The sequence below is a fragment of the Labedaea rhizosphaerae genome (assembly GCF_004362825.1).
Lineage (GTDB): Bacteria > Actinomycetota > Actinomycetes > Mycobacteriales > Pseudonocardiaceae > Labedaea > Labedaea rhizosphaerae.
The window spans coordinates 371,747-391,283 of record NZ_SNXZ01000003.1; the positions used below are offsets into that span (position 1 = coordinate 371,747).

The following is a 19,537-nucleotide window of genomic DNA, read 5'->3' on the forward strand; positions in this document are numbered from 1 at the left end:
GAGGAAGTGACGGTCAAGGACAACCCGCAGGAACAGCGGTACGAGGCGTGGTTGAACGGTGAGCTGGCGGGTTTCGCGCAGTACAAGCTGCGGCCGGGTGTGGTGATCGTGACCCACACCGAGGTGCCCGACCAGTACGCGGGCCACGGGATCGGCACCGCGATCGTCCGCGGCACCCTCGACGACCTGCGGGCGCGCGGGTTGAAGGTGCGCCCGGTGTGCCCGTTCTTCAAGTCCTGGATCGAGCGGCACCCCGACTACCAGGACCTGGTGGACTGAATGGACGGCACCACCCTGCGGGCCTCGCTGGCCACGTGCACGGACTACCTGGACGCCTTGCCGCCGGACGCGTGGGCGGCGGACGTGCCGTTCATGAAGCAGACGGTGAGCGGCACCGTCCTGCACATCGCGCAGTGCCTGCTCTGGTACTCGGTCGACCTGTCGGCCGGACCGCCCGAGCTGCCGACCGTGGAGCTCCAGGTCAAGACCGACGTGCCGCCCGCCGACGCGCTGCGGACGCTGACCACCGCCGCCCGGCTGCTCGCGGCCGCCGTGGACGCCGCCACACCGGACGCGCGGGGCTGGCACCCGGCCGGGCTGGCCGACGCGTCCGGCTTCGCCGCCATGGGCTGCGATGAGCTCCTGGTGCACACCGGCGACATCGGGACCGCGTTGGGCGTGCCGTTCCAGCCGCCGGACGCGTTGGCCGCGGCGACGTTGCACCGGCTGTTCCCGTGGGCACCGGAGGTCGAGCCGTGGCCAGGGTTGTTGTGGGCAAACGACCGCATGGACCTGCCCGACCGTCCACGTCCGGGCCGCGGCTGGGTCTGGCACTGCGCCCCGCTGTCCGAATGGGACGGTCAGGTCCCGGTCTGGGCGGGGTGAGCTCAGAACTTCCCGAGCAGCCCCAGCACCACGAACGCGCACACCAGCACGGTGACGAGAACGATCGCCGCCGTCACGCCGCGGGTGCGTTGCGGCACCGGGCCGATGGAGCCGGGCATGAACGCGATCGCGGGCGCCCGGTAGTACGCGGTCACCTGCTGCCCGGCGATCACCGGGATCACGACCTGCACCGCGCCGGTGCGGCCGAGGTAGCGCGACTTGACCTTCACCTCGTGCGGGCCGGCGGGCAGGTCGAACCACGTCACGCCCCACTTGGTGCGCACGGGCCGGCCGTCGATGGTGACGTCGAGCGTCGTCTTGCGGTAGTTCGCCGCCGACCCCGGGTGTGAGCAGTCGATGGCGAGCCTGCCCATGGGCAAGCCGGGTTGTGGTGCGGTCATCTCTCCCCAGTCGTTCCCCGAACTCAGGCCGGCACGGACTCCGGCCGGCCCTTCAGCCGCTGCGAGATCACCTGGCTGATGCCGTCACCCCGCATGCTGACGCCGTAGAGCGCGTCCGCGATCTCCATCGTCGCCTTCTGGTGGGTGATGATGATCAGCTGCGACGCGTCACGCAACTCGCTGAGCAGGCCGATCAGCCGACGCATGTTCGTGTCGTCCAGCGCGGCCTCGACCTCGTCCATCACGTAGAACGGCGACGGCCGGGCGCGGAAGATCGCGACCAGCATGGCCACCGCGACCAGCGACTTCTCGCCACCGGAGAGCAGCGACAGGCGCTTGACCTTCTTGCCCGGTGGCCGCGCCTCGACGTCGACGCCGGTGGTCAGCAGGTCGTCGGGCTCGGTGAGGATCATCCGGCCCTCACCGCCCGGGAACAGCGCGTTGAACACGACCTCGAACTCGCGCGCGACGTCGGTGTAGGCGGACGTGAAGACCTCGAGGATCTTGTCGTCCACCTCCTTGATCACGGTCAGCAGGTCGCGCCGGGTCGCCTTGAGGTCCTCCAGCTGCGTGGAGAGGAACTTGTAGCGCTCCTCCAACGCGGCGAACTCCTCCAGCGCCAACGGGTTCACCTTGCCGAGCAGCTGCAGGTCGCGTTCCGCGCGCTTGGCCCGGCGTTCCTGCGTGGCGCGGTCGTAGGGCATCGGCTGCGGCGCCGACACGGTCTCGCCCCGCTCCTTGGCCGCCTCGTACTCAGCCACCTCGGCCGGCGACGGCGGGATCGGCACGTCCGGGCCGTACTCGCCGACCAGGTCGTCCAGCCCGATGCCGAACTGCTCGGCGATCGTGGTCTCCAACTGCTCGATGCGCAGCCGCTGCTCGGCCCGCAGCACCTCGTCGCGGTGCACGGCGTCGGTCAGCTTCTCCAGCTCACCGGCCAGCTCGCGGACGCGGTTGCGCACGACGCCCAGCGCGCGTTCACGCTCGGCGCGATCGGCCTGGACGGTGTCGCGTTCCTGCGCGGCCCGGCCCAGCGAGACCGCGATGCGCTCTAGGGCTTCCTCGCCACCCCGCACGACGGCCTCGGCCACGGTGGCGGCGGCCGCGCGGGCCGCGGTGGCCCGGCGGTGGCGTTCGCGGGCCTCGCGTTCGGCGCGGGCAGCGCGCAGCAGGCTGTCGGCCTTGCCGTGCAGGGCGCGGTGGCGTTCTTCGGCCGTGCGCAAGGAAAGCCGCGCGTCCATCTCCTGCTGGCGGGCCGCGGTCAGCTGCGCGGCGGCCTCGTCGCGGGCGATCGTGTCCGGCTCGTCCTCGACCGGCTGCTCCTGCTCCACGGCCAGCAGCCGCTCCTCCAGCTCGGCCAGCTGCGTGGTCGCCTGCTCGCGGGCCTGTTCGACCTTGGTGCGCTGCGCGATCGCGCGCTCCACCTCGGCTTGGGCCGACCGGAGGGCCTGGCGCAGCCGGTTCAGCCGCTCCGAGGACCGCGCGGCCCGCACCTTGGCCTCGCTCATGGCTTCCTTGACCGCGCTCACCTCGGCGCGGCGGGCCTGCTGCTCGGCCTCGGCGCCGGCGAGGGCGCCGGTGGCCTGCTCCTGCGCGCGGCGCGCGGCGGCGAGCTTCTCGCGGGCCTCGTCGACGGCGGCCTGGACCTCGATGACGCTTTGCGGGCGTTCCGAACCGCCGATGGCCCAGCGCGCACCGAACACATCGCCGTCGGCGGTCACTGCTCGCACGTCGGGGTGCGCGGCCACCAAAGCCTTGGCGGCGTTCAGATCCGTGACGACGGCCATCCGGTCCAGCGCCGTGAACACGGTGGCACGCAAGCCTTCGGGTGCGCGCACGAGGTCGACGGCCCAGTGCGCGCCGAACGGCAGCACCGGCCAGCCGGACCGATCAGGTACCGCGCCGCCGCCGATGAGCAGCCCGGCGCGACCGGAGTCGTTGCTGCGCAACAGGTCCAGCGCGCCGACGGCGTCGTCGGGGTGGGCCACGGCGACCGCGTCGGCGATGGGGCCGAGGGCGGCGGCCAGGGCCGCCTCGTGCCCCGGTTCGACGGTCAGCAGCGCGGCCACCGAGCCGAGCAGGCCCGGCAGCTTGTCGGCCGACGCCAGCAACGCGCCCGCGCCGTCCTTGCGTTTGAGGCCAAGGGAAAGCGCGTCCACGCGCGCCTGCCACGACGCGATGTCCTTCTCGGCGGCGCGTTCGGCGCGCACCAGCTCGGCCACGCGGGCTTTGGCCGCCTCGTTGGCGGCGACCGCGCGGTCGTGCCGCTCGTTCAGGTCGACATCGCCGGAATCCTCGGCGCCGGTCGCTTCCTCGCCGTCGGCCAGCTCACCGGCGGCCAGTTCGGCCCGCTCACTGGCCTCGGCCACGGCGGTGGAGAGCCGTTCGATCTCGTCGGTGGTCGCGGTTGCCTTGCTGCGCAACGCTTCCACCTGACCGGCGAGGCGCGCGAGACCCTCGCGGCGGTCGGCGATCGCGCGCACCGCGGCCATGTGCGCGCGCTCGGCGGCGGCCACCGTGTCCTCTAGCTCGGCACGCCGGTTGGTCGCGTCTTCCAGCAGCTCACGGGCCATGGCGACGCCCTCGGCGAGCTCCTCCTCGCGCATCGCGGTGCGCTCGGCCTCTTCCTCGAGGTCCTCCGGGTCGCGCCCACCCGACGGCGGCTCGACTGCCGCCGACAGGTGGCGTTCCCGCTCGACGGCGAGGCGGACCGTGCCGCGCAGCCGCTCCTCCAGGGCCGACAGCTTGTACCAGGTCTCCTGCGCGGCGGCCAGGCGCGGCGCGTCGAGCTGCAGGCGCTCCTCCAGCTCGTTCTGCTGGGTCTGCGCGATCTGCAGCTGCTGCTCGACCTCCTGGCGCCGGGCGCGCGCGCTGGCCTCGTCGGCCTCTTCCTTCGCGAGCTCGTAGCGCCGCGTCACCAGGTCGTCGGCGTGCAGCCGGAGGCGGGCATCGCGCAGCTCGGACTGCACGGCCTGGGCGCGCCGCGCGATCTCGGCCTGCTTGCCCAGCGGCTTGAGCTGGCGGCGCAGCTCGGCGGTGAGGTCGGTCAGCCGGGTCAGGTTGGCCTGCATCGCGTCGAGCTTGCGCAGGGCCTTTTCCTTGCGCTTGCGGTGTTTCAGCACACCCGCGGCCTCTTCGATGAAGGCGCGGCGCTCCTCGGGCTTGGACTCGAGGATCGCGGAGAGCTGGCCCTGCCCGACGATGACGTGCATCTCGCGGCCGATGCCGGAGTCCGAGAGCAGTTCCTGCACGTCCATCAGGCGGCAGGTGTTGCCGTTGATCTCGTACTCGCTCGCGCCGTCGCGGAACATCCGGCGGGTGATCGACACCTCGGTGTACTCGATCGGCAGCGCGCCGTCGGAGTTGTCGATGGTCAGGGTGACCTCGGCGCGGCCCAGCGGGGCCCGGCCGGAGGTGCCGGCGAAGATGACGTCCTCCATCTTGCCGCCGCGCAGACCCTTCGCACTGCCCTCGCCCATGACCCAGCGCAGGGCGTCCAGCACGTTGGACTTGCCCGAACCGTTGGGCCCGACCACGCAGGTGATGCCTGGTTCGAAACGCAGCGTGGTGGCCGATGCGAAGGACTTGAAGCCCTTGAGCGTGAGGCTCTTGAGGTGCATTACGCGGTCAAACCTCCCGGCGGTACCTCCGACCGAGGGTACCGGCAGGCCATTGCCCCACCTGGTAGGCGGGGCCGCGGCTCACCGCACGAGGTGCGCGAAGAGGTCCAGCGTGTGGTCCACCGACGGGGCCAGGACCTGCGCGTTCGGGTCCGTTCCGGGCGTGTGCAGGTCGTGGTCGACGGGCAGCACAAGCAAACCCGGCCCTCCGGCGTGGCGCGTCGCCGCCGCGAGCGGGCCGATCGTGTCGCACGGCACCTGGACGTCGGCGCTTCCGCAGGTCAGGACCACTTTCGTCGACCTGGGCAGCATCGCCGCGACCTCGGGTGGGTATATCGCGTCATCGGATCGGACGAACCTCGCGTTGAGCGGGCCGAACAGGCCATCCATCAACGCTTTGACCTGGGGAAGCAGGCCACTCGTGTCGACCGGCCGGCCCGCCCGGAAGTCGTCGATGGCCTTGGCGAGCGCCTGCTTGTTCGTCGCTGCCTGCGCCGGGGTCAGCTGCCCGAGCCGGACCGCGGTGTCGAACTGGGCGTCGAGTTGCCTGCGCAGCAAGTCGAGCAGGCGCTCGTCCTGCGGCGCGATCATGGCCACCACCCGCGGGTGGGTCTGCAGCGCCACGAGCGTGGCGGTCATCCCGCCCTCGCTGTGCCCGGCGATGCCGAGGTGGCGCCGATCGGCCTCCGGCTGGGCCGCGAGCAGGCCGAACGCGCCGACGGCCTGGCGGACGAAGGCGTCGAGGTCGAGGCCGCCGGGGTCGCTCGTGCCCAGGTCGTTTGTCTGGGTGCGGCCGCTGCCGTACTTGTCGAACCGCAGGGTGAGCACCCCGTCGTCGCCGAGCCGGTCGGCCATGAGGGCCAGCGTGTGCGGGGTGAACTTCGGCGGCTGGTCGCCGTCGCGATCGGTGGGCCCGCTGCCCGGCAGCAGCAGCACGGCCGGCAGGCGCTGGCCCGGCCGGTGTGCGGGCACGTGCACGGTGCCGTACGCGGTGACCCCGTCGACGGTGAACTGGACCTCGCGATCGGTTGCGGGTAGCCGGCTGCTCGCGTGGGCCGTCGTGGTGGAGACGACGACCAGCAGCACGACGACCGCGATCATCGCGCCGAGCGCGAGCCAGCCCCGCGGGTTGCCGTGGTTGATCGTCCAGCCCACGCCGAAACGCCTGCGCACGAACACCGCCGGGTCGTCGGGGTTGTAGTAGAAGAGGCCGGCTTTCCAGTGCTTGTCGTCGTCGCGGGCGACGGGCCCGTCGCCGTGCGCGCCCTCGCCCGCCTTGCGGTCGCGCAGCGCGGGCACGGCGATGGCGGCGATCCCCGCCAACGTCGGCAGCAGGAGCAGGGCGGGCAGCCAGCGGTTGGCGCCCGCGCCGAACCAGACGGCGAAGGACACGGCGCCCATCGTGAGGTTCAGGCAGAAGGCCAGGACCATCAGGCCACGGGCCATGCCGGCGACGAACCGCCGGTGCCGCTGGGCGTCGCGCTCGGGCGCGGCCGGGTCGAGCTCCGCGCGCACCCGGCTGATCACCGGCACCAGGGCCAGGATCAGGATCGTCAGGCCGAGTTGGAAGAAGACCGCGAGGAACGCGGACCCGAACGTCTTGCCCGCGGTCCGGTCGACCTCGCCCGCGCCGTTGTAGTGCACGGCCAGCTGGTCCGGCAGGTGCGGGTACCGCACGATGCCCACGATGACCGTCGCGGCGAGCACGACCACCGCCGGGAGCGCCCAGAGCCACGGCACCCGCGGCGGATCGGTGCGCAGGCTCGTGTCGACGGCCACCGCCTGGCGCAGCCCGGCGTACCAGTCCTCGCGCCGCTTGGTCTCGGCGATGACCCGGTGCGCGCGGACGTAGCCCACGACCATCGCGGCCAGCACCGCCACGATCGCGACCACCGTCAGTGAAGGCCGGCCGGTCACCGCGAGCACGACGAAGACGACGACCGCGAGCAGCCCGCCACCGCCCAGGACCGTCCACCGGTACCGCCGGCGAGCCGTGGCGATGACCGGCGCGTCGCGGTGGTTCGGCGGCACCTGGACACCGAACGGCACCTCGCTGCGGGACAGCGCCGGGACCGCCAGGGCGATGAGCAACATCATCGCCACCACCACGGCCTGTCCGATCAGGACCGCGCTCATGACGTCCTCCCCTTGTCGACGAACCCGTCCAGCAGGGCGCGACAGCGCTCCTGCACCTCGGCCGCGGGCATCCCGTTGGCCACCGCCTCGGCGAGCAGGGTGCGGGCGCGGGCGGTCCAGTCCTCGGTGAAGGCCGCGTCCGGCGGGCCCGTGCTCTGGTCTTTGCTCACGGTGGCGCCGGTCTTGCGCTGGACCCGCACCAGGCCCTGCTGGCGGAGCACGTCGTAGGCCTTGTTCACCGTGTGGAAGTTGATGCCGAAGTCGGCCGCGAGCGCCCTGGTCGCCGGCAACGAGTCACCGACGGCCAGCCTGCCGTCCGCGATCGCCTCGACGACCCGGTCACGCAGCTGCTGGTAGATCGGAACGTCGCTCGTGATGTCGACGGTGAGGATCACTTGCCCTACCCTTCGGTTTGTTCTACAACAAGTAGAACATAGGATGGCCGGGTTGGCACGGCCAGTCGGCGGGTGGGGTGCATGTGGGGTGGGTTCGGTTTGACACGGGGACCCCCACGGCGGCCAGCAAGCGCGAACAAGGGGCAGACAGGCCTGCCCTTGCTTGCCAGACCAGCGTACGGCCGCCGTGCCCCGTGTAAAACCGAACCCACTGACCCAGTTTTGTTCGGCTTCCTCTCGCTGGCGGTTCTTTCAATTCGCACATGCGTTCGCCGTTTATGGTATTATCTAGGTATGGATCTGGGGGATCTTCAGTCGCTTGTCGCCGAACGTCGGCGGCTTGATTTGGCGATCCTGGATTCGATTTCTCGGGTGGATTGGCGTGAGTCCGGGTATCTGCATTTGTGGCAGTTCCTGATGGACGCGCTGCGGGTGGGTCGACGCGAAGCGAAGCAGTTGGAGACGCAGGTTTCGCTGTTGTGTCCGAAGATAGGGATCACCGGTCAGGTGATCCCAGCGAAGCTGCCCGCCGCTCGGGCGGCGATGGCCGAGGGCGCGATCTCGACTGAGCACGTCACTCGGATTGCGAAGACGGTTGCGGCGGTGCCCGATGAGCATGCCGACCAGGTCGAGGCTGACTTGGCTGAGTTGGCGCGGGAATTCAACCCGGCCCAGCTCGCTCGCCTGGGTAAGCGCAGGGTCGATGCTCTGAACCCGGATGGTGCCGAACCCGACGATCCCACCGTGGTCGAAGCCCAGAACATCCTGGATTTGCAGGAGTGCGAGGACGGCTCGCTGGAGGGCCGGTTCAAGCTGGGTGCCGAGACGGCTGCCGTCTTGCGCCCTCTGCTGTCCTCGTTGACCGCGCCGCAGCCGAGCGATGACCGCACCGTGGTCGAGCGTCAGGGTGATGCCTTGGCGGAGGTGATCCGCTTCGCCGCCGACTCGGGCAAAGCCCCGATCGAGGGTGGCGAGCGCCCGCACATCGCGGTCACGGTCTCCCTGGAGACCCTGCAGACCGCGATCGGCAAGGCCACTCTCGACGACGCCCGGTGGATGACTCCGGAGCAGGCCCGCCGTTTCGCTTGCGACGCCGAAATCATCCCGGTCGTGCTCGGCAGCAAGTCCCAGCCGATCGACATCGGCGAGTCCAAACGCCTAGCCGACAAACGATTGCGCCGAGCCCTCGCGATCCGGGACCAAGGTTGCGCCGTCCCGGGATGCGAACGAACACCCAACCAATGTCACGCCCATCATATTCAACATTGGGCTGATGGCGGTGCTACGAGGTTGGACAACATGGTGTTGGTGTGTCAATTCCACCATCGCCTGATCCACCATGCCGGGTGGACGGTACATATGGACAACGGCCTACCGGTCTTCACCAAACCACCGTGGGCGCAAACCGCCGCCTGACCCTCAGGCGGCGGTCGCCGCCCGCGGCTGGCCGCCAGCGAGGCCAAGTCAACGCGGCGTGCTGGGTTCGGTTTTACACGGGGCACGGCGGCCGTACGCTGTCCGGCAAGCAAGGGCAGCTCCGCCTGCCCCTTGTTCCGCGCTTGCTGGCCGCCGTGGGGGTCCCCGTGTCAAACCGAACCCACCCCACACGGCAGCCAACAACAACCATCAATGAGTAGGCGCGGGAATGTCCACAAGCACCTTGTCGTCATCCGTCACGATTTGCAGGCGCGCGATGTCGGTGATCCCCATGGACGTGCTCCCCGGGATGACGTCCTTGGTGTCATAACCGGAAGACCACCACCCGGCGACCTCACGCCCACCGTTGCGATCCCGGACCACCAGCTTGCACGGCTTCCCGCTGGGCGACTCGTCCAGGCGCAACCGCACCTCGGTCCCCCAGGCCCGGTTGATCAACTGGGCGTCCGCGTGCATCCCACTGGCGGGATCCTGCGCCGACCACGTGACGGCAGCGGGCGCCGACGGTTGCGTCATCGCCTGGTAGCCCAGCACCCCACCGACGCCGATCAACAACGCCAGCACGGCGGCCGCGGCCACCAGCCAGTTCCGCCGACGTCGCGGCGAGCGCATCGGCGTGGCGGGCAGGGGCGGCTCGATCGGCTCGCCTTCCGGGGTCTCGTCCGGCAGGTCGAGGAAGTCCTCCGGCGTGATCTGGTGGAGCAGACCGGGCAGCGGCGCCAACCGCACGAGCTCCGCCTGGCACGTCGGGCACCCGGCCAGGTGGGCCTCGAAGGCGGCGCGCTCAGCCGGGTCCAGCGCACCGAGCACGAACGCGCCGAGCGACACCGTCTGGATGCAGGAACTCATGGCTCGGTCACCCCCCGCTCGGCCAGGGCGTCGCGCAGGGCGCGCAACGCGTAGAACGACCTCGACTTCACGGTCCCCGCGGGGACCCCCAGCACGGTGGCCGCCTCGGTCACCGTGCGCCTGCGGTAGAACAACTCGACGATCACGGCCCGGTGATCCGCGGAGAGGTTCCGCATGGCGTCGGCTATCTGCCAGCCTTGCAGCACGCGGTCGAACTCGTCGCCGGCCATCGGCACGTCGTGCCGCTCGGGCAGCGGCACCTCGGTCACCCGCGCCGACTGGCGGCGGTAACCGGACACGACCAGGTTGCGCGCCACCGTGTACAACCACGGGCCGGCCTGGTCGGCGGCCAGCTTGTCCGCGTTGCGCCACGCCCTGAGCAACGTCTCCTGCACGATGTCCTCCGCACGCTGGTGGTCACCACCGACCGCGCGCAGCACGTGGCTCAGCAGCGGCCCGCGATAGCGCGAATACAGCTGCCGGACGAGTTCGTCGTGCTGGTCCGGGGTGATCCCCACGGCTCCTTCTACGCTTGCGGGGGCGTGCGGGTTCAGTGTGACGCCGGTTACCGCTCCACGAAACCGGCGACCCCGCCCTTGGCCTCGCTCCACCGCGGCGTCACCGACTCGACCGCGCCCGGCGACTTCCCGGAGCCGAGCACGTCGAGCAGGCGGTCGCAGGCATCCTTCGGGCCTTCGGCCACCACCTCGACCCGGCCGTCGGCGAGGTTGGCCGCCCAGCCGGTGAGGCCCAGTTCGAGCGCGCGGGACCTGGTCCACCACCGGAACCCGACGCCTTGCACCCGGCCCCGCACCCAGGCGGTGAGCCGGACGTTGTCCACGGATGTCACGCCCCCATGATCGCGCATGCCCTCATGATCACGGTTGGTGAAGAACCGACACCCGTTCGAGCGCTCTCCGTCACGGTGATACGTTACCTGGCCGTGATCGGCATGCACTGCCGTTCAGTCGGGGACACGAGGAGGTAGGCCCGCATGTCCGAGCCGGAACACCACGTCGATGTGGCACCGCCGGACGACGAGAGGTCGGGTCTGCGCCGGGCGCCGTTCGCGGTGCTCGGGGTCTCCGGGATCGTCGTCGCCACGCTGTTCGCGGGCGTCGCCGCGCTCGCCGCGGGCCACGACGACCAGGCCGGGCCCGGCGGCCCGCAGGTGCCGACCACCGTCTCGTCGAGCACGACCGACGAGGACTCCAGCACGGTGAACTCGACGTACACCTCGCCCAGCGCGCCGGTCGCCACGACGACGACCACCACCACGACGACCCAGCCCGTGGTGACGACGCAGCAGAACACGGACACGTCGACCGAGGGCCAGACGACGCAGACGCACAGCACGTCGACGTCCACGCGGCACACGACGACGACCACGAAGAAGACGACGACGACCATCAAGCCGCCGCCGACCACCACGACGACGCCCCCGACGACGACCACGGACCCGCCGCCGACCGGTGGCGGGGCGGGTGCGTAGCTGACCGAGGTTGATCGACACGATCGGGTGGTCCCGGCCGGATGAGCCTCCGGCCGGGCTCGATGGCTGCCGATGATTGCTGCCGGGAGGGAACTCACCGGTAGCAAGGAGATCGTGTGGCCGAGGACAGCGTGGTCGCGAACAGGCCCGGCACGGAAGTCGCGCCGCCCGCACCGCGGCGCAAGGTCAAGCCCTACGCGTTGCTCACCGTTTTCGGGGTGCTGATCGCGACGCTGTTCGGCGTGCTGGCGACGATGTTGACCGGCCACGGGTCCACGGCGGGCAGTCCGCCGCACGGCGCGACCGTGCCCGGCCCCGTCGCGCCCGCGGCCGCTGGTGGCGGCGCGCCACCAGCGCCGACATCGGGGACGGGATCGAGCCAACCCAGCACGGCGCCGTCGTCCGCGCCGCCGTCCAGCACCACCACGACGATCATCGACCCGACGGGCGGCACCCGGGTGGTCACCATCCCGGTGCAGCCGAAGCCGCCGGCGCGACCCGATGACCCGGGCAACACGCCGCCGCCCGGGTCGTCGACGTCCATTCCCGGCTCGCCCAGTTCGACGACGCCGAGTTCCTCGGCCTCCACATCGCCGAGCGACCCGACCGACCCCACGGATCCGACGAGCACGTCGCCGACCGACCCGCCGACCGGGGGTTAGTACGTAAAGAAGTTCCGGCTCAGCCGCCGAGCAGACCGCCGACGACCGGGATCATCGAGAGCGCGGGCTGCAGGGTGTCGTCGAGGGTGTTGGTCACGGGCGTGACGACGTCCTGCAGCGTCTGACCGAGCCCGCCCTGCGTCTGCTGCTGCTCGGGCTGCGACTGCTGGGCCGCCGGCTGCTGTTGCTGCTGCTGGGGTTGCTGCTGCTGCGGTGCCTGCGTCTGCGTGTGCGTCGAGGACGACGTGCTGTGGTGCGTCGTCTGCGGCGCCACGCGGTGCTGGGCCGCCGGCGCGGGCCGGGCCTGCGTCACGGGCGCCGACTGCGGAGTCGTCGTCTGCGGCGCGGCCTGGTTCTGCCCGCCGCTCGGGAGCTGGTTGCTGACCTGCTGGGCCGGGTATTCGGTGACCCCGCCGGCCGCGCCGTGGCCCGCGGCACCGGGGACCGGCTGGCCGCCCGCCTCGTTGTGGGTCTGCGCCTGGCCGCTGAGGCCCAGCGCGCTCGCCGCGACCGCGCCGGCCACGAGCATGGTGCCCGCCGCGATGCCGACGATCTTGCCCCGGCCGATTCCACCGCCGTTGTCGGCCACCTCGGTCCTGAGCGGGTGACCTTCCCGTTCGAGCAGAGCGGCAACGTGCAGTTTGGCCGCACGCTGCGCCGGCTCCCGGCGATCTGAACCTTGCACCACACACCTCCTGCCGGCCCCACCCGCGACCGGACTGGCGAACAAATACAGATCAACTGGCCACGGATCGTATCGGTCACGCAGAAGTTACGCCAAGGGTGTTCGGTTAATTACCCACATAGCTGGCCGCACTGCGCAAAATCGCAACTCAGAGTGGCCTCTCCCTGCCACCGGCTCTCCCGATCGTGTAGGTTGCCAAATCGTGACCTTCGACCGTGGCCGACGCGCACCCGTGCTCGCCGGTCTCGTCGCCCTCGCGATCGGCGCTCTGACCGCAGGCGGCGCGACGGCATTGCGGCACAACCCCACGAGCAACGACACCCGCGGCGAGGTGAGCTACGCCGCCGAGGTGCAAGGACACGTGCTGAACGGCCAGGCCGGGGTGCGCCCGAGCCTGATCGCGGTGCCCGGCCCGGCCCAAGGCGGCGCCCCCAACGCGCCCCGCACGACGAAACCGCCGACGACCACGTCGACCACCAAGCCGACGACCACCACCACGAAGCCGACGACGAGCACCACCAGTCCGACGACGACGAATGCGAACCGGAACGCGTCGCAGACCGACCAGGTGCTCAGCATCGTCAACCAGGAACGCGCGGACGCCGGCTGCGCGCCGCTGCGCGCGGACAGCAGGCTGGCCGCCGCGGCGCAGGGCCACAGCAGCGACATGTCCCGTCGCGACTACTTCTCCCACACCACGCCCGAGGGCAAGACCTTCGACGTGCGCATCAAGGAAGCGGGCTACGCCCAGCCCGGCGCGGAGAACATCGCCATGGGCCAGCGCAGCGCCGCCGAGGTCATGGACGCGTGGATGCACTCCGACGGCCACCGCCGCAACATCCTCAACTGCGACCTGACCGCCATCGGCATCGGCCTGGACACCGACGGCTGGTACTGGACGCAGGACTTCGGCTACTAGTCCCGCGCACCGCGTCGGAGACCACGCCGGTCGCGCCTTCGGGTCCCAGCCCCGCCAGCTCCAAACCGCGTAGCAAGTACGCCCGCCCCAAGGGGTCTTGAGCCCGGCGGTGACGTGGGTCTCGCGACAAATCCTTGTCACTTCCATGACACACAGGCGCAACGCGAGTACGTTCGGTAAAAGTTAGTTGGCTCAGGCAACGACTTGGGAGGGTGCCGCGTGTGTGGGATCACCGGGTGGGTCTCGTTCGAGCGTGACCTCGGACAGCACACCGACGTGCTGGACGCGATGACCACGACCATGGCCTGCCGTGGCCCGGACGACGAAGGCACGTGGGTCCGCGGGCACGCGGCCCTGGGCCACCGTCGCCTCGCCATCATCGACCTGCCCGGCGGCGCCCAGCCCATGTCGGTGGAAGACGACCTCGTGGCCATGGTCTACAGCGGCGAGGCCTACAACTTCGTCGAGCTGCGTGACGAGCTGCGCAAGCGCGGCCACGCCTTCCGCACCGACAGCGACACCGAGGTCGTGCTGCGCGGGTACCTCGAATGGGGCCCGGCGGTCGCCGACCACCTCAACGGCATGTACGCGTTCGCCATCTGGGACACGCGCACCGAGCAGCTGGTCATGATCCGCGACCGGATGGGCGTCAAGCCGTTCTACTACTACCCCACCGACGACGGCGTGCTGTTCGGCTCGGAGCCCAAGGCGATCCTGGCCAACCCGGACGCCGAGCGCGTGCTCGACCTCGACGGCCTGCGCGAGCTCATGACCATGGTCAAGACTCCGGGGCACGGCATCTGGTCCGGCGTGCGCGAGGTCGAGCCGGGCACGGTCGTCACCGCCGACCGCAAGGGCATCCACACCCACCGGTACTGGCAGCTGCGCACCGCCGAGCACACCGACGACCAGGAGACCTCGGTCGCACGCGTGCGGGAGCTGCTCGACGACACCGTGCGCCGCCAGCTGATCTCCGACGTGCCGCGCTGCCTGCTGCTCTCCGGCGGCCTCGACTCCTCCGCGTTGACCGCGCTCGCGGCGGTCCAGCTGCGCGAGCAGGGCGAGACCGTGCGCAGCTTCGCCGTCGACTTCGTCGGCCAGACCGAGAACTTCGTCGCCGACGAGATGCGCGGCGACCCGGACGCGCCGTTCGCCCACGACGTGGCCGAGCACTCGAAGACCGAGCACGAGGACATCGTGCTCGATTCCAGCCAGCTCGCCGACCCGGAGCTGCGCCGCACCGTGATCACCGCCCGCGACCTCCCGGGCGGCATGGGCGACATGGACTTCTCGCTCTACCTGCTGTTCAAGGCGATCCGCTCGCGGTCGACAGTGGCCCTGTCCGGCGAGTCGGCCGACGAGGTGTTCGGCGGCTACCGCTGGTTCCACCTGCCCGAGGCGCAGCAGGCGAACACATTCCCGTGGATGGTCTTCGGTTTCCAGCGCCACGGCCAGGTCAGCGACGTGCTCGAGCCCGGTCTCGCTTCCCGTCTGGACCTGCGCAGCTACATCGGCGACGCCTACCAGCAGGCGGCGGCCGCGGTGGACCGGCTGCCCGGCGAGGACGACCACACCTACCGGATGCGGCAGCTCAGCCACATGCACCTGACCCGGTTCGTGCGCAACCTGCTCGACCGCAAGGACCGGATGAGCATGGCGGTCGGGCTGGAGGTCCGGGTGCCGTTCTGCGACCACCGGCTGGTCGAGTACGTGTACAACGCGCCGTGGGCGCTCAAGACCTACGACGGCCGGGAGAAGAGCCTGCTGCGCGGGGCGACCGCGGACGTGCTGCCGAAGTCGGTGGTGGACCGGGTGAAGAGCCCGTACCCGAGCACGCAGGACGTGGGTTACCTGGTCGCGTTGCAGCAGCAGGGCAAGGAACTCCTGGCCGACACGGACAACCCGGTGTACGAGCTGGTGGACCGCCGGTGGCTGGCCGAGACGGTGGCGCTCGACGCGGCCGAGGTGAAGTGGGGCCGCCGGTTCGGGCTCGAGCGCGCCCTCGACATGTCGGTGTGGCTCGACCTCTACCGCCCCACGCTGCGAGTGGGCTGAACCGGTTGACTGGTGTCCCTCGCCGCGGATGCGCGACTATGTGCCCCGGCGAGGGAACCGAACCGGCTTGCGTTCCCTCCCAGTACCGGACACCGCCGACTGGGGAGGCACTGTGGCGCACGAAAAGATCTCACTGCACACCGAAGATCTGGCTGAGTACGCCACGCGCAATGGACAGGTTTCCGACGACATCGCCAGTGCGGCGAACACGCACCTGGGCAACCTGTCGATCTCCCCGACCATGTTCGGCGACCTCGGGGACGAGACCGGCATGCACGGCACGTTGACCGGTCACCTGAGCGACATGCACGGCCACGTGCACACGATCGCCGGCCACGTGCGCACCCTCGGCCAGGCCGTGCACGGCGCCAAGGGCGACTACGAGGCCAACGACGACCTCACCGCCGACTGGTACCGGCGGATCAACCAGCGCTGACCGCGGGCACAAGGGGGAATTGACAGTCCGATGGTGTACATCGATCTGACGCCGTTCGAGCAGCCGATCAAGACCGCGGCCGCCAAGCTGAAGAGCGACACCGGCGCGGCCACCAAGGCGGCGACCGACTTGACGAACCTATCGAAGTCCCTGACCACGGCCAGCAACCAGCACAAGGCGGACGCGGACAAGCTGCAGGGCAACTGGGTCGGCGAGAAGGGCACCACCTTCGGCGACCGGGCCAAGGAGAAGACCGTCGCGCTGGACGACGCGTCGACCTGGGCGGACAAGACCGCCCAGTCGATCAACGACGCGACCACGCTGATCCAGCAGGCGGAAAAGGAAGTCCAGGACCTCCTGCGCGAGTTCGACGGCGACGCCCACGCCGTCGCCGCGGGTGTCCCGGAGAAGGACCCCGGCGCGCTCGCCCAGGCCAAAGCGATCATCGCGGGCATGGCGTCGAAGTACGCCAAGGAAGCCGCGGACGTGGTGAACGCGGCCAAGGGCAGGCTCGCCGAGATCGTGTCCAACATGGGCAGCACGCACCCGTCGTCCACCGGCAGCGATAACGGCGGCTCGCTCGGCAGCCGGTCGTCGGCCAGCGGGCCGGGCGCCAGCAGCGGCGGCGACGTCCCGTCCACCGGGCCGGTCCACCTGACCCCGCCGTCGGACCAGTACGGCAGCGGCACGAAGGTCAAGCTGCCCGACGGCTCGACGGTGGAGGCCCCGAACGAGCGTGCCGCCATCGCGGTCCGCGCCGCGCTCTCGCGCCTCGGCCTGCCCTACGTCTGGGGCGGCACCGACCCGAACAAAGGCATGGACTGCAGTGGCCTGACGCAGTGGTCCTACGGCCAGGCGGGCGTGCACATCCCGCGGACCGCGGCCACCCAGACCGTCGGCCAGAAGGTGAGCCTCAACGACATCCAGCCCGGCGATCTGATCATCTGGAGCGGCCACGTCGCCATGTACATCGGCAACGGTCAGATGGTCGAGGAGCCGCACACCGGTTCGGTGTGCCACGTGGTCCCGCTGCGCACGACGAACGCCGGCGAACCCCTGCTTGGCGTGTTCCGCCCGTCTGCGTGAGGATTGGCGCATGACTGAGGGGGACCTCGCGCGCGCCGTGGCGGCGGTGAACGAGATCGTCGGCAAGGCAAGCGATCCGGACCGGACCGTGACGGTCGAGGTGAACGTCGGCGGCGGCCTGCGCTCGGTGCGCATCGGCCCGCACGCCATGCGCTACGGCGCCAAGTACCTGGCCGAGACCGTGCTGAAGACCGCGCAGAAGGCGACGGCGCGCGCCAACGAGCAAGCCCACGAGCTGTACGCGTCCGTGCTCGGCGCCAAGGGCGACCGGCTGGCCGACCAGCTTGGTCTCACCTACGACCCGGCCCTGACCGCCGACGAACCCCGCCGCGGCCGCGGCCGGGAACCAGTGGCGTACAACGACGATGACGAGGGCTACCCGGAGAGTTGGTTGCGGTGACCGAGCCTCGCAGGTGGACCACCGAAGAACTGATGGCCGCGGCCGAGCAACGCCTGCAGGTCACCGATCACCTGGCCGATCGCGTGGCCGAGATCCGCGGCTGGGCGGAGAACGACCCCGGCTCGATCCGGACCACAGTGGACGTCCACGGTGCCTTGCAGGACCTGGAGTTGTCGGAGTCCGCGCTGTCGCTGGGCGGCGACGAACTGGGCCGGGAGATCGTGCGGTTGGCCGCGCGGGCGCAGCAGGAGGCGTTGCGGCAGAGCGTGGCCGAAATGGGCACGGCCCTGGGCGATGCGGGTGCGCTGGAATCGCTGAAGGAAATGGGCCTGGAGCAAGACGAGGACGCTCCGGTACTGCCGTACATCCCCGGCCAGGACCCGAACGCCCACCGGTGGAACGTGATCGAGGACCGCTGAGTCCGTTGCAACCGTCAACGCCCTGAATGGCCCATTCAGGGCGTTGAGCGTCCCCTATGGGACATTCAGGGCTAGCGGCGTTTTTGGCACTTGGGGCAGAAGAACGAGGACCGGTTCATGAACGGTTCTCGTCGAATCGCCGTGCCGCACCGGGCACAGGGCAGGCCCTCCTGCCCGTAGGCGGCGAGCGACCGGTCGAAGTACCCCGACTGCCCGTTCACGTTGACGTACAAGGCGTCGAACGACGTCCCGCCCTGGCCGAGGGCCTCGGTCATCACGTCGGTGGCGTGGCCGATCAGCTCGCGAACCTTGGGACGCGACAAGCCCGACGTGATGCGCGACCAGTGCAGGCGAGAGCGCCACAACGCCTCGTCGGCGTAGATGTTGCCGATGCCGGAAATCAGCGACTGGTCCAGGAGCGCCCGTTTGACCTCGGTCTGCTTGCGCCGCATCCCGTCGACGACGGCCTCGAGCGAGAACCGCTGATCCATCGGGTCCCGGGCGATGTGCGCGATCGGTTCGGGCAGCACTTCGCCGTCGACCACCACGGCGTCGGTCAACGCGAGTCCGCCGAACGTGCGCTGGTCCACGAAACGCAGTTCCGGGCCACCGTCGGCAAACGAGAACCGCACCCTCAGGTGCTTCTCGTCCGGGGCACCGACGGGCTGCATCAGCATCTGCCCGCTCATCCCGAGGTGCGCCATCAACGCGTCATCGGGACTGCCCAGGTCGAACCACAGGTACTTCCCGCGTCGCCGGACGGCGACGACCTTCCGCCCGGCCAACCGGCCGGCGAAGTCGATGGCGCCGAGCACGTGCCGTCGAATGGCCCGCGGGTGCAACACCTCGACCGAGGCGATGGCGCGCCCGGCGACGTGGACATCCAGCCCGAGCCGAACGACCTCGACCTCGGGCAGCTCAGGCATCTTCGGCGGGCGTCAGCTCGGCGGACAGCGCCTGCCAAGCCTCCTCGGCAGCCTTCTGCTCCGCTTCCTTCTTCGTCCGCCCGTCACCGGAGCCGTAACCACGCCCGCCGACGAGCACGGCCGCGGAGAACTCCTTGCGGTGATCCGGTCCCTGCTCCTCGACCCGGTACTCGGGCACGCCGAGACCGGCCGACGCCGTCAGCTCCTGCAGCGACGTCTTCCAGTCCAGACCGGCACCGCGCAGCGGCGCCTGCTCCAGCAACGGATCGAACAACCGGTGCACGAGTTCGCGCGCGACATCGATGCCGTGCGCCAAATACACGGCACCGAGCATCGCCTCGGTGCCGTCGGCGAGGATCGAGTCCTTGTCGCGGCCGCCCGTCAGCTCTTCGCCCTTGCCCAGCAGCAAGTACGCGCCCAGTCCGCCGTCGCCGAGCCCTCGGGCCACGCCGGCGAGCGCGCGCATGTTCACGACGCTCGCACGCAGCTTCGCCAACTGCCCTTCGGGCAGATCGGGGTGCCGCCGGTACAGGCTGTCCGTGATCACCAAGCTGAGCACGGCGTCGCCGAGGAACTCCAGCCGCTCGTTGGGCGGGAGCCCCCCGTTCTCGTACGCGTAGGACCGGTGCGTCAGGGCGAGCACGAGGAGCTCTTCGTCGAGCTCGACCCCTAGGGCTTGCAGCAGCGGGCGCGGGTCAGCAGCAGCCACCGCAGGTCTTGACTTGCCCCCCATG

General features: G+C 70.5%; 21 protein-coding genes. 10 read left to right on the forward strand and 11 right to left on the reverse strand.

All coding sequences use genetic code 11. The annotated features are described in order from the left end of the window. Positions 1–6: 6 nt before the first annotated feature. Positions 7–279: a GNAT family N-acetyltransferase gene (locus tag EV186_RS18770; protein ID WP_243754138.1), complete on the forward strand. Its 273-nt coding sequence runs from the start codon at positions 7–9 to the stop codon at positions 277–279. Continuing rightward, positions 280–885, forward strand: coding sequence for a maleylpyruvate isomerase N-terminal domain-containing protein (locus EV186_RS18775; protein ID WP_133850623.1), 606 nt, complete (start codon positions 280–282; stop codon positions 883–885). It begins immediately after the preceding gene. Between the two features lie 2 nt (positions 886–887). Here EV186_RS18775 and EV186_RS18780 read toward each other — a convergent pair whose 3' ends face one another. The 4 genes from EV186_RS18780 to EV186_RS18795 form a co-directional block, all read right to left on the reverse strand. Further along, positions 888–1,286, reverse strand: coding sequence for a hypothetical protein (locus EV186_RS18780; protein ID WP_133850624.1), 399 nt, complete (start codon positions 1,284–1,286; stop codon positions 888–890). A 23-nt stretch (positions 1,287–1,309) separates the two neighbouring features. After that, entirely contained in the window at positions 1,310–4,906 is a 3,597-nt protein-coding gene (smc, locus tag EV186_RS18785) for a chromosome segregation protein SMC (protein ID WP_133850625.1), read from the reverse strand. A gap of 81 nt (positions 4,907–4,987) precedes the next feature. Then, positions 4,988–7,042, reverse strand: coding sequence for a DUF1648 domain-containing protein (locus tag EV186_RS18790; RefSeq protein ID WP_133850626.1), 2,055 nt, complete (start codon positions 7,040–7,042; stop codon positions 4,988–4,990). Further along, a complete protein-coding gene (locus EV186_RS18795) occupies positions 7,039–7,437 on the reverse strand; it encodes a GntR family transcriptional regulator (protein WP_133850627.1) in 399 nt (132 codons plus the stop codon). The genes EV186_RS18790 and EV186_RS18795 overlap by 4 nt, the downstream gene beginning before the upstream one ends. 294 nt (positions 7,438–7,731) lie before the next feature. Here EV186_RS18795 and EV186_RS18800 point away from each other — a divergent pair, with 294 nt between their 5' ends. Continuing rightward, on the forward strand, positions 7,732–8,853 hold the full coding sequence (locus EV186_RS18800) for an HNH endonuclease signature motif containing protein (protein ID WP_166659228.1): 1,122 nt from the start codon (positions 7,732–7,734) through the stop codon (positions 8,851–8,853). A gap of 210 nt (positions 8,854–9,063) precedes the next feature. Here EV186_RS18800 and EV186_RS18805 read toward each other — a convergent pair whose 3' ends face one another. Genes EV186_RS18805 through EV186_RS18815 form a run of 3 tightly spaced genes read right to left on the reverse strand, consistent with a single transcriptional unit; the run spans position 9,064 to position 10,591 of the window. Then, a complete protein-coding gene (locus EV186_RS18805; RefSeq protein ID WP_133850629.1) occupies positions 9,064–9,723 on the reverse strand; it encodes an anti-sigma factor family protein in 660 nt (219 codons plus the stop codon). Beyond that, complete coding sequence (locus tag EV186_RS18810) at positions 9,720–10,241, reverse strand: sigma-70 family RNA polymerase sigma factor (RefSeq protein ID WP_133850630.1); 522 nt, start codon at positions 10,239–10,241, stop codon at positions 9,720–9,722. Before EV186_RS18810 ends, EV186_RS18805 begins: the two co-directional genes overlap by 4 nt. A gap of 47 nt (positions 10,242–10,288) precedes the next feature. Then, a complete protein-coding gene (locus tag EV186_RS18815) occupies positions 10,289–10,591 on the reverse strand; it encodes an acylphosphatase (RefSeq protein WP_133850631.1) in 303 nt (100 codons plus the stop codon). Between the two features lie 126 nt (positions 10,592–10,717). Here EV186_RS18815 and EV186_RS18820 point away from each other — a divergent pair, with 126 nt between their 5' ends. Continuing rightward, positions 10,718–11,215, forward strand: coding sequence for a hypothetical protein (locus EV186_RS18820; protein WP_133850632.1), 498 nt, complete (start codon positions 10,718–10,720; stop codon positions 11,213–11,215). A 193-nt stretch (positions 11,216–11,408) separates the two neighbouring features. Here EV186_RS18820 and EV186_RS18825 read toward each other — a convergent pair whose 3' ends face one another. Continuing rightward, positions 11,409–11,846, reverse strand: a complete 438-nt coding sequence (locus tag EV186_RS18825; RefSeq protein ID WP_133850633.1) for a hypothetical protein — start codon at positions 11,844–11,846, stop codon at positions 11,409–11,411. Between the two features lie 50 nt (positions 11,847–11,896). Continuing rightward, on the reverse strand, positions 11,897–12,562 hold the full coding sequence (locus tag EV186_RS18830) for a hypothetical protein (RefSeq protein ID WP_133850634.1): 666 nt from the start codon (positions 12,560–12,562) through the stop codon (positions 11,897–11,899). A gap of 202 nt (positions 12,563–12,764) precedes the next feature. Between EV186_RS18830 and EV186_RS18835 the strand changes: the two genes are divergently transcribed. From EV186_RS18835 to EV186_RS18860, 6 genes are all read left to right on the forward strand, one after another. Beyond that, entirely contained in the window at positions 12,765–13,481 is a 717-nt protein-coding gene (locus EV186_RS18835; RefSeq protein ID WP_133850635.1) for a CAP domain-containing protein, read from the forward strand. 219 nt (positions 13,482–13,700) lie between these two features. Further along, a complete protein-coding gene (asnB, locus tag EV186_RS18840) occupies positions 13,701–15,536 on the forward strand; it encodes an asparagine synthase (glutamine-hydrolyzing) (RefSeq protein WP_133850636.1) in 1,836 nt (611 codons plus the stop codon). A 112-nt stretch (positions 15,537–15,648) separates the two neighbouring features. Continuing rightward, on the forward strand, positions 15,649–15,972 hold the full coding sequence (locus EV186_RS18845) for a hypothetical protein (protein WP_133850637.1): 324 nt from the start codon (positions 15,649–15,651) through the stop codon (positions 15,970–15,972). Positions 15,973–16,002: 30 nt separating this feature from the next. Further along, on the forward strand, positions 16,003–17,058 hold the full coding sequence (locus EV186_RS18850) for a bifunctional WXG100 family type VII secretion target/C40 family peptidase (RefSeq protein ID WP_133850638.1): 1,056 nt from the start codon (positions 16,003–16,005) through the stop codon (positions 17,056–17,058). 10 nt (positions 17,059–17,068) lie between these two features. Then, positions 17,069–17,458, forward strand: coding sequence for a YbaB/EbfC family nucleoid-associated protein (locus EV186_RS18855; protein WP_133850639.1), 390 nt, complete (start codon positions 17,069–17,071; stop codon positions 17,456–17,458). Continuing rightward, positions 17,455–17,877, forward strand: a complete 423-nt coding sequence (locus EV186_RS18860) for a hypothetical protein (RefSeq protein ID WP_133850640.1) — start codon at positions 17,455–17,457, stop codon at positions 17,875–17,877. The genes EV186_RS18855 and EV186_RS18860 overlap by 4 nt, the downstream gene beginning before the upstream one ends. Positions 17,878–17,948: 71 nt before the next feature. On the opposite strand, the gene mutM is transcribed toward EV186_RS18860, so the two are convergent. Beyond that, positions 17,949–18,803 (reverse strand): bifunctional DNA-formamidopyrimidine glycosylase/DNA-(apurinic or apyrimidinic site) lyase, encoded by an 855-nt coding sequence (gene mutM / locus EV186_RS18865; RefSeq protein WP_133850641.1) that lies wholly within the window; start codon positions 18,801–18,803, stop codon positions 17,949–17,951. Further along, a complete protein-coding gene (gene rnc, locus EV186_RS18870) occupies positions 18,796–19,536 on the reverse strand; it encodes a ribonuclease III (RefSeq protein ID WP_133850642.1) in 741 nt (246 codons plus the stop codon). Before rnc ends, mutM begins: the two co-directional genes overlap by 8 nt. Between the last annotated feature and the right edge of the window lies 1 nt (position 19,537).

Coding starts and splice junctions, on each gene's coding strand:
- EV186_RS18855 (WP_133850639.1), top strand. CDS start 17,069: ATGACTGAGGGGGACCTCGCGCGCGCCGTGGCGGCGGTGAACGAGATC.
- EV186_RS18780 (WP_133850624.1), bottom strand. CDS start 1,286: ATGACCGCACCACAACCCGGCTTGCCCATGGGCAGGCTCGCCATCGAC.
- EV186_RS18790 (WP_133850626.1), bottom strand. CDS start 7,042: ATGAGCGCGGTCCTGATCGGACAGGCCGTGGTGGTGGCGATGATGTTG.
- EV186_RS18815 (WP_133850631.1), bottom strand. CDS start 10,591: ATGCGCGATCATGGGGGCGTGACATCCGTGGACAACGTCCGGCTCACC.
- smc (WP_133850625.1), bottom strand. CDS start 4,906: ATGCACCTCAAGAGCCTCACGCTCAAGGGCTTCAAGTCCTTCGCATCG.
- EV186_RS18850 (WP_133850638.1), top strand. CDS start 16,003: ATGGTGTACATCGATCTGACGCCGTTCGAGCAGCCGATCAAGACCGCG.
- EV186_RS18775 (WP_133850623.1), top strand. CDS start 280: ATGGACGGCACCACCCTGCGGGCCTCGCTGGCCACGTGCACGGACTAC.
- rnc (WP_133850642.1), bottom strand. CDS start 19,536: ATGGGGGGCAAGTCAAGACCTGCGGTGGCTGCTGCTGACCCGCGCCCG.
- mutM (WP_133850641.1), bottom strand. CDS start 18,803: ATGCCTGAGCTGCCCGAGGTCGAGGTCGTTCGGCTCGGGCTGGATGTC.
- EV186_RS18800 (WP_166659228.1), top strand. CDS start 7,732: ATGGATCTGGGGGATCTTCAGTCGCTTGTCGCCGAACGTCGGCGGCTT.
- EV186_RS18805 (WP_133850629.1), bottom strand. CDS start 9,723: ATGAGTTCCTGCATCCAGACGGTGTCGCTCGGCGCGTTCGTGCTCGGT.
- EV186_RS18820 (WP_133850632.1), top strand. CDS start 10,718: ATGTCCGAGCCGGAACACCACGTCGATGTGGCACCGCCGGACGACGAG.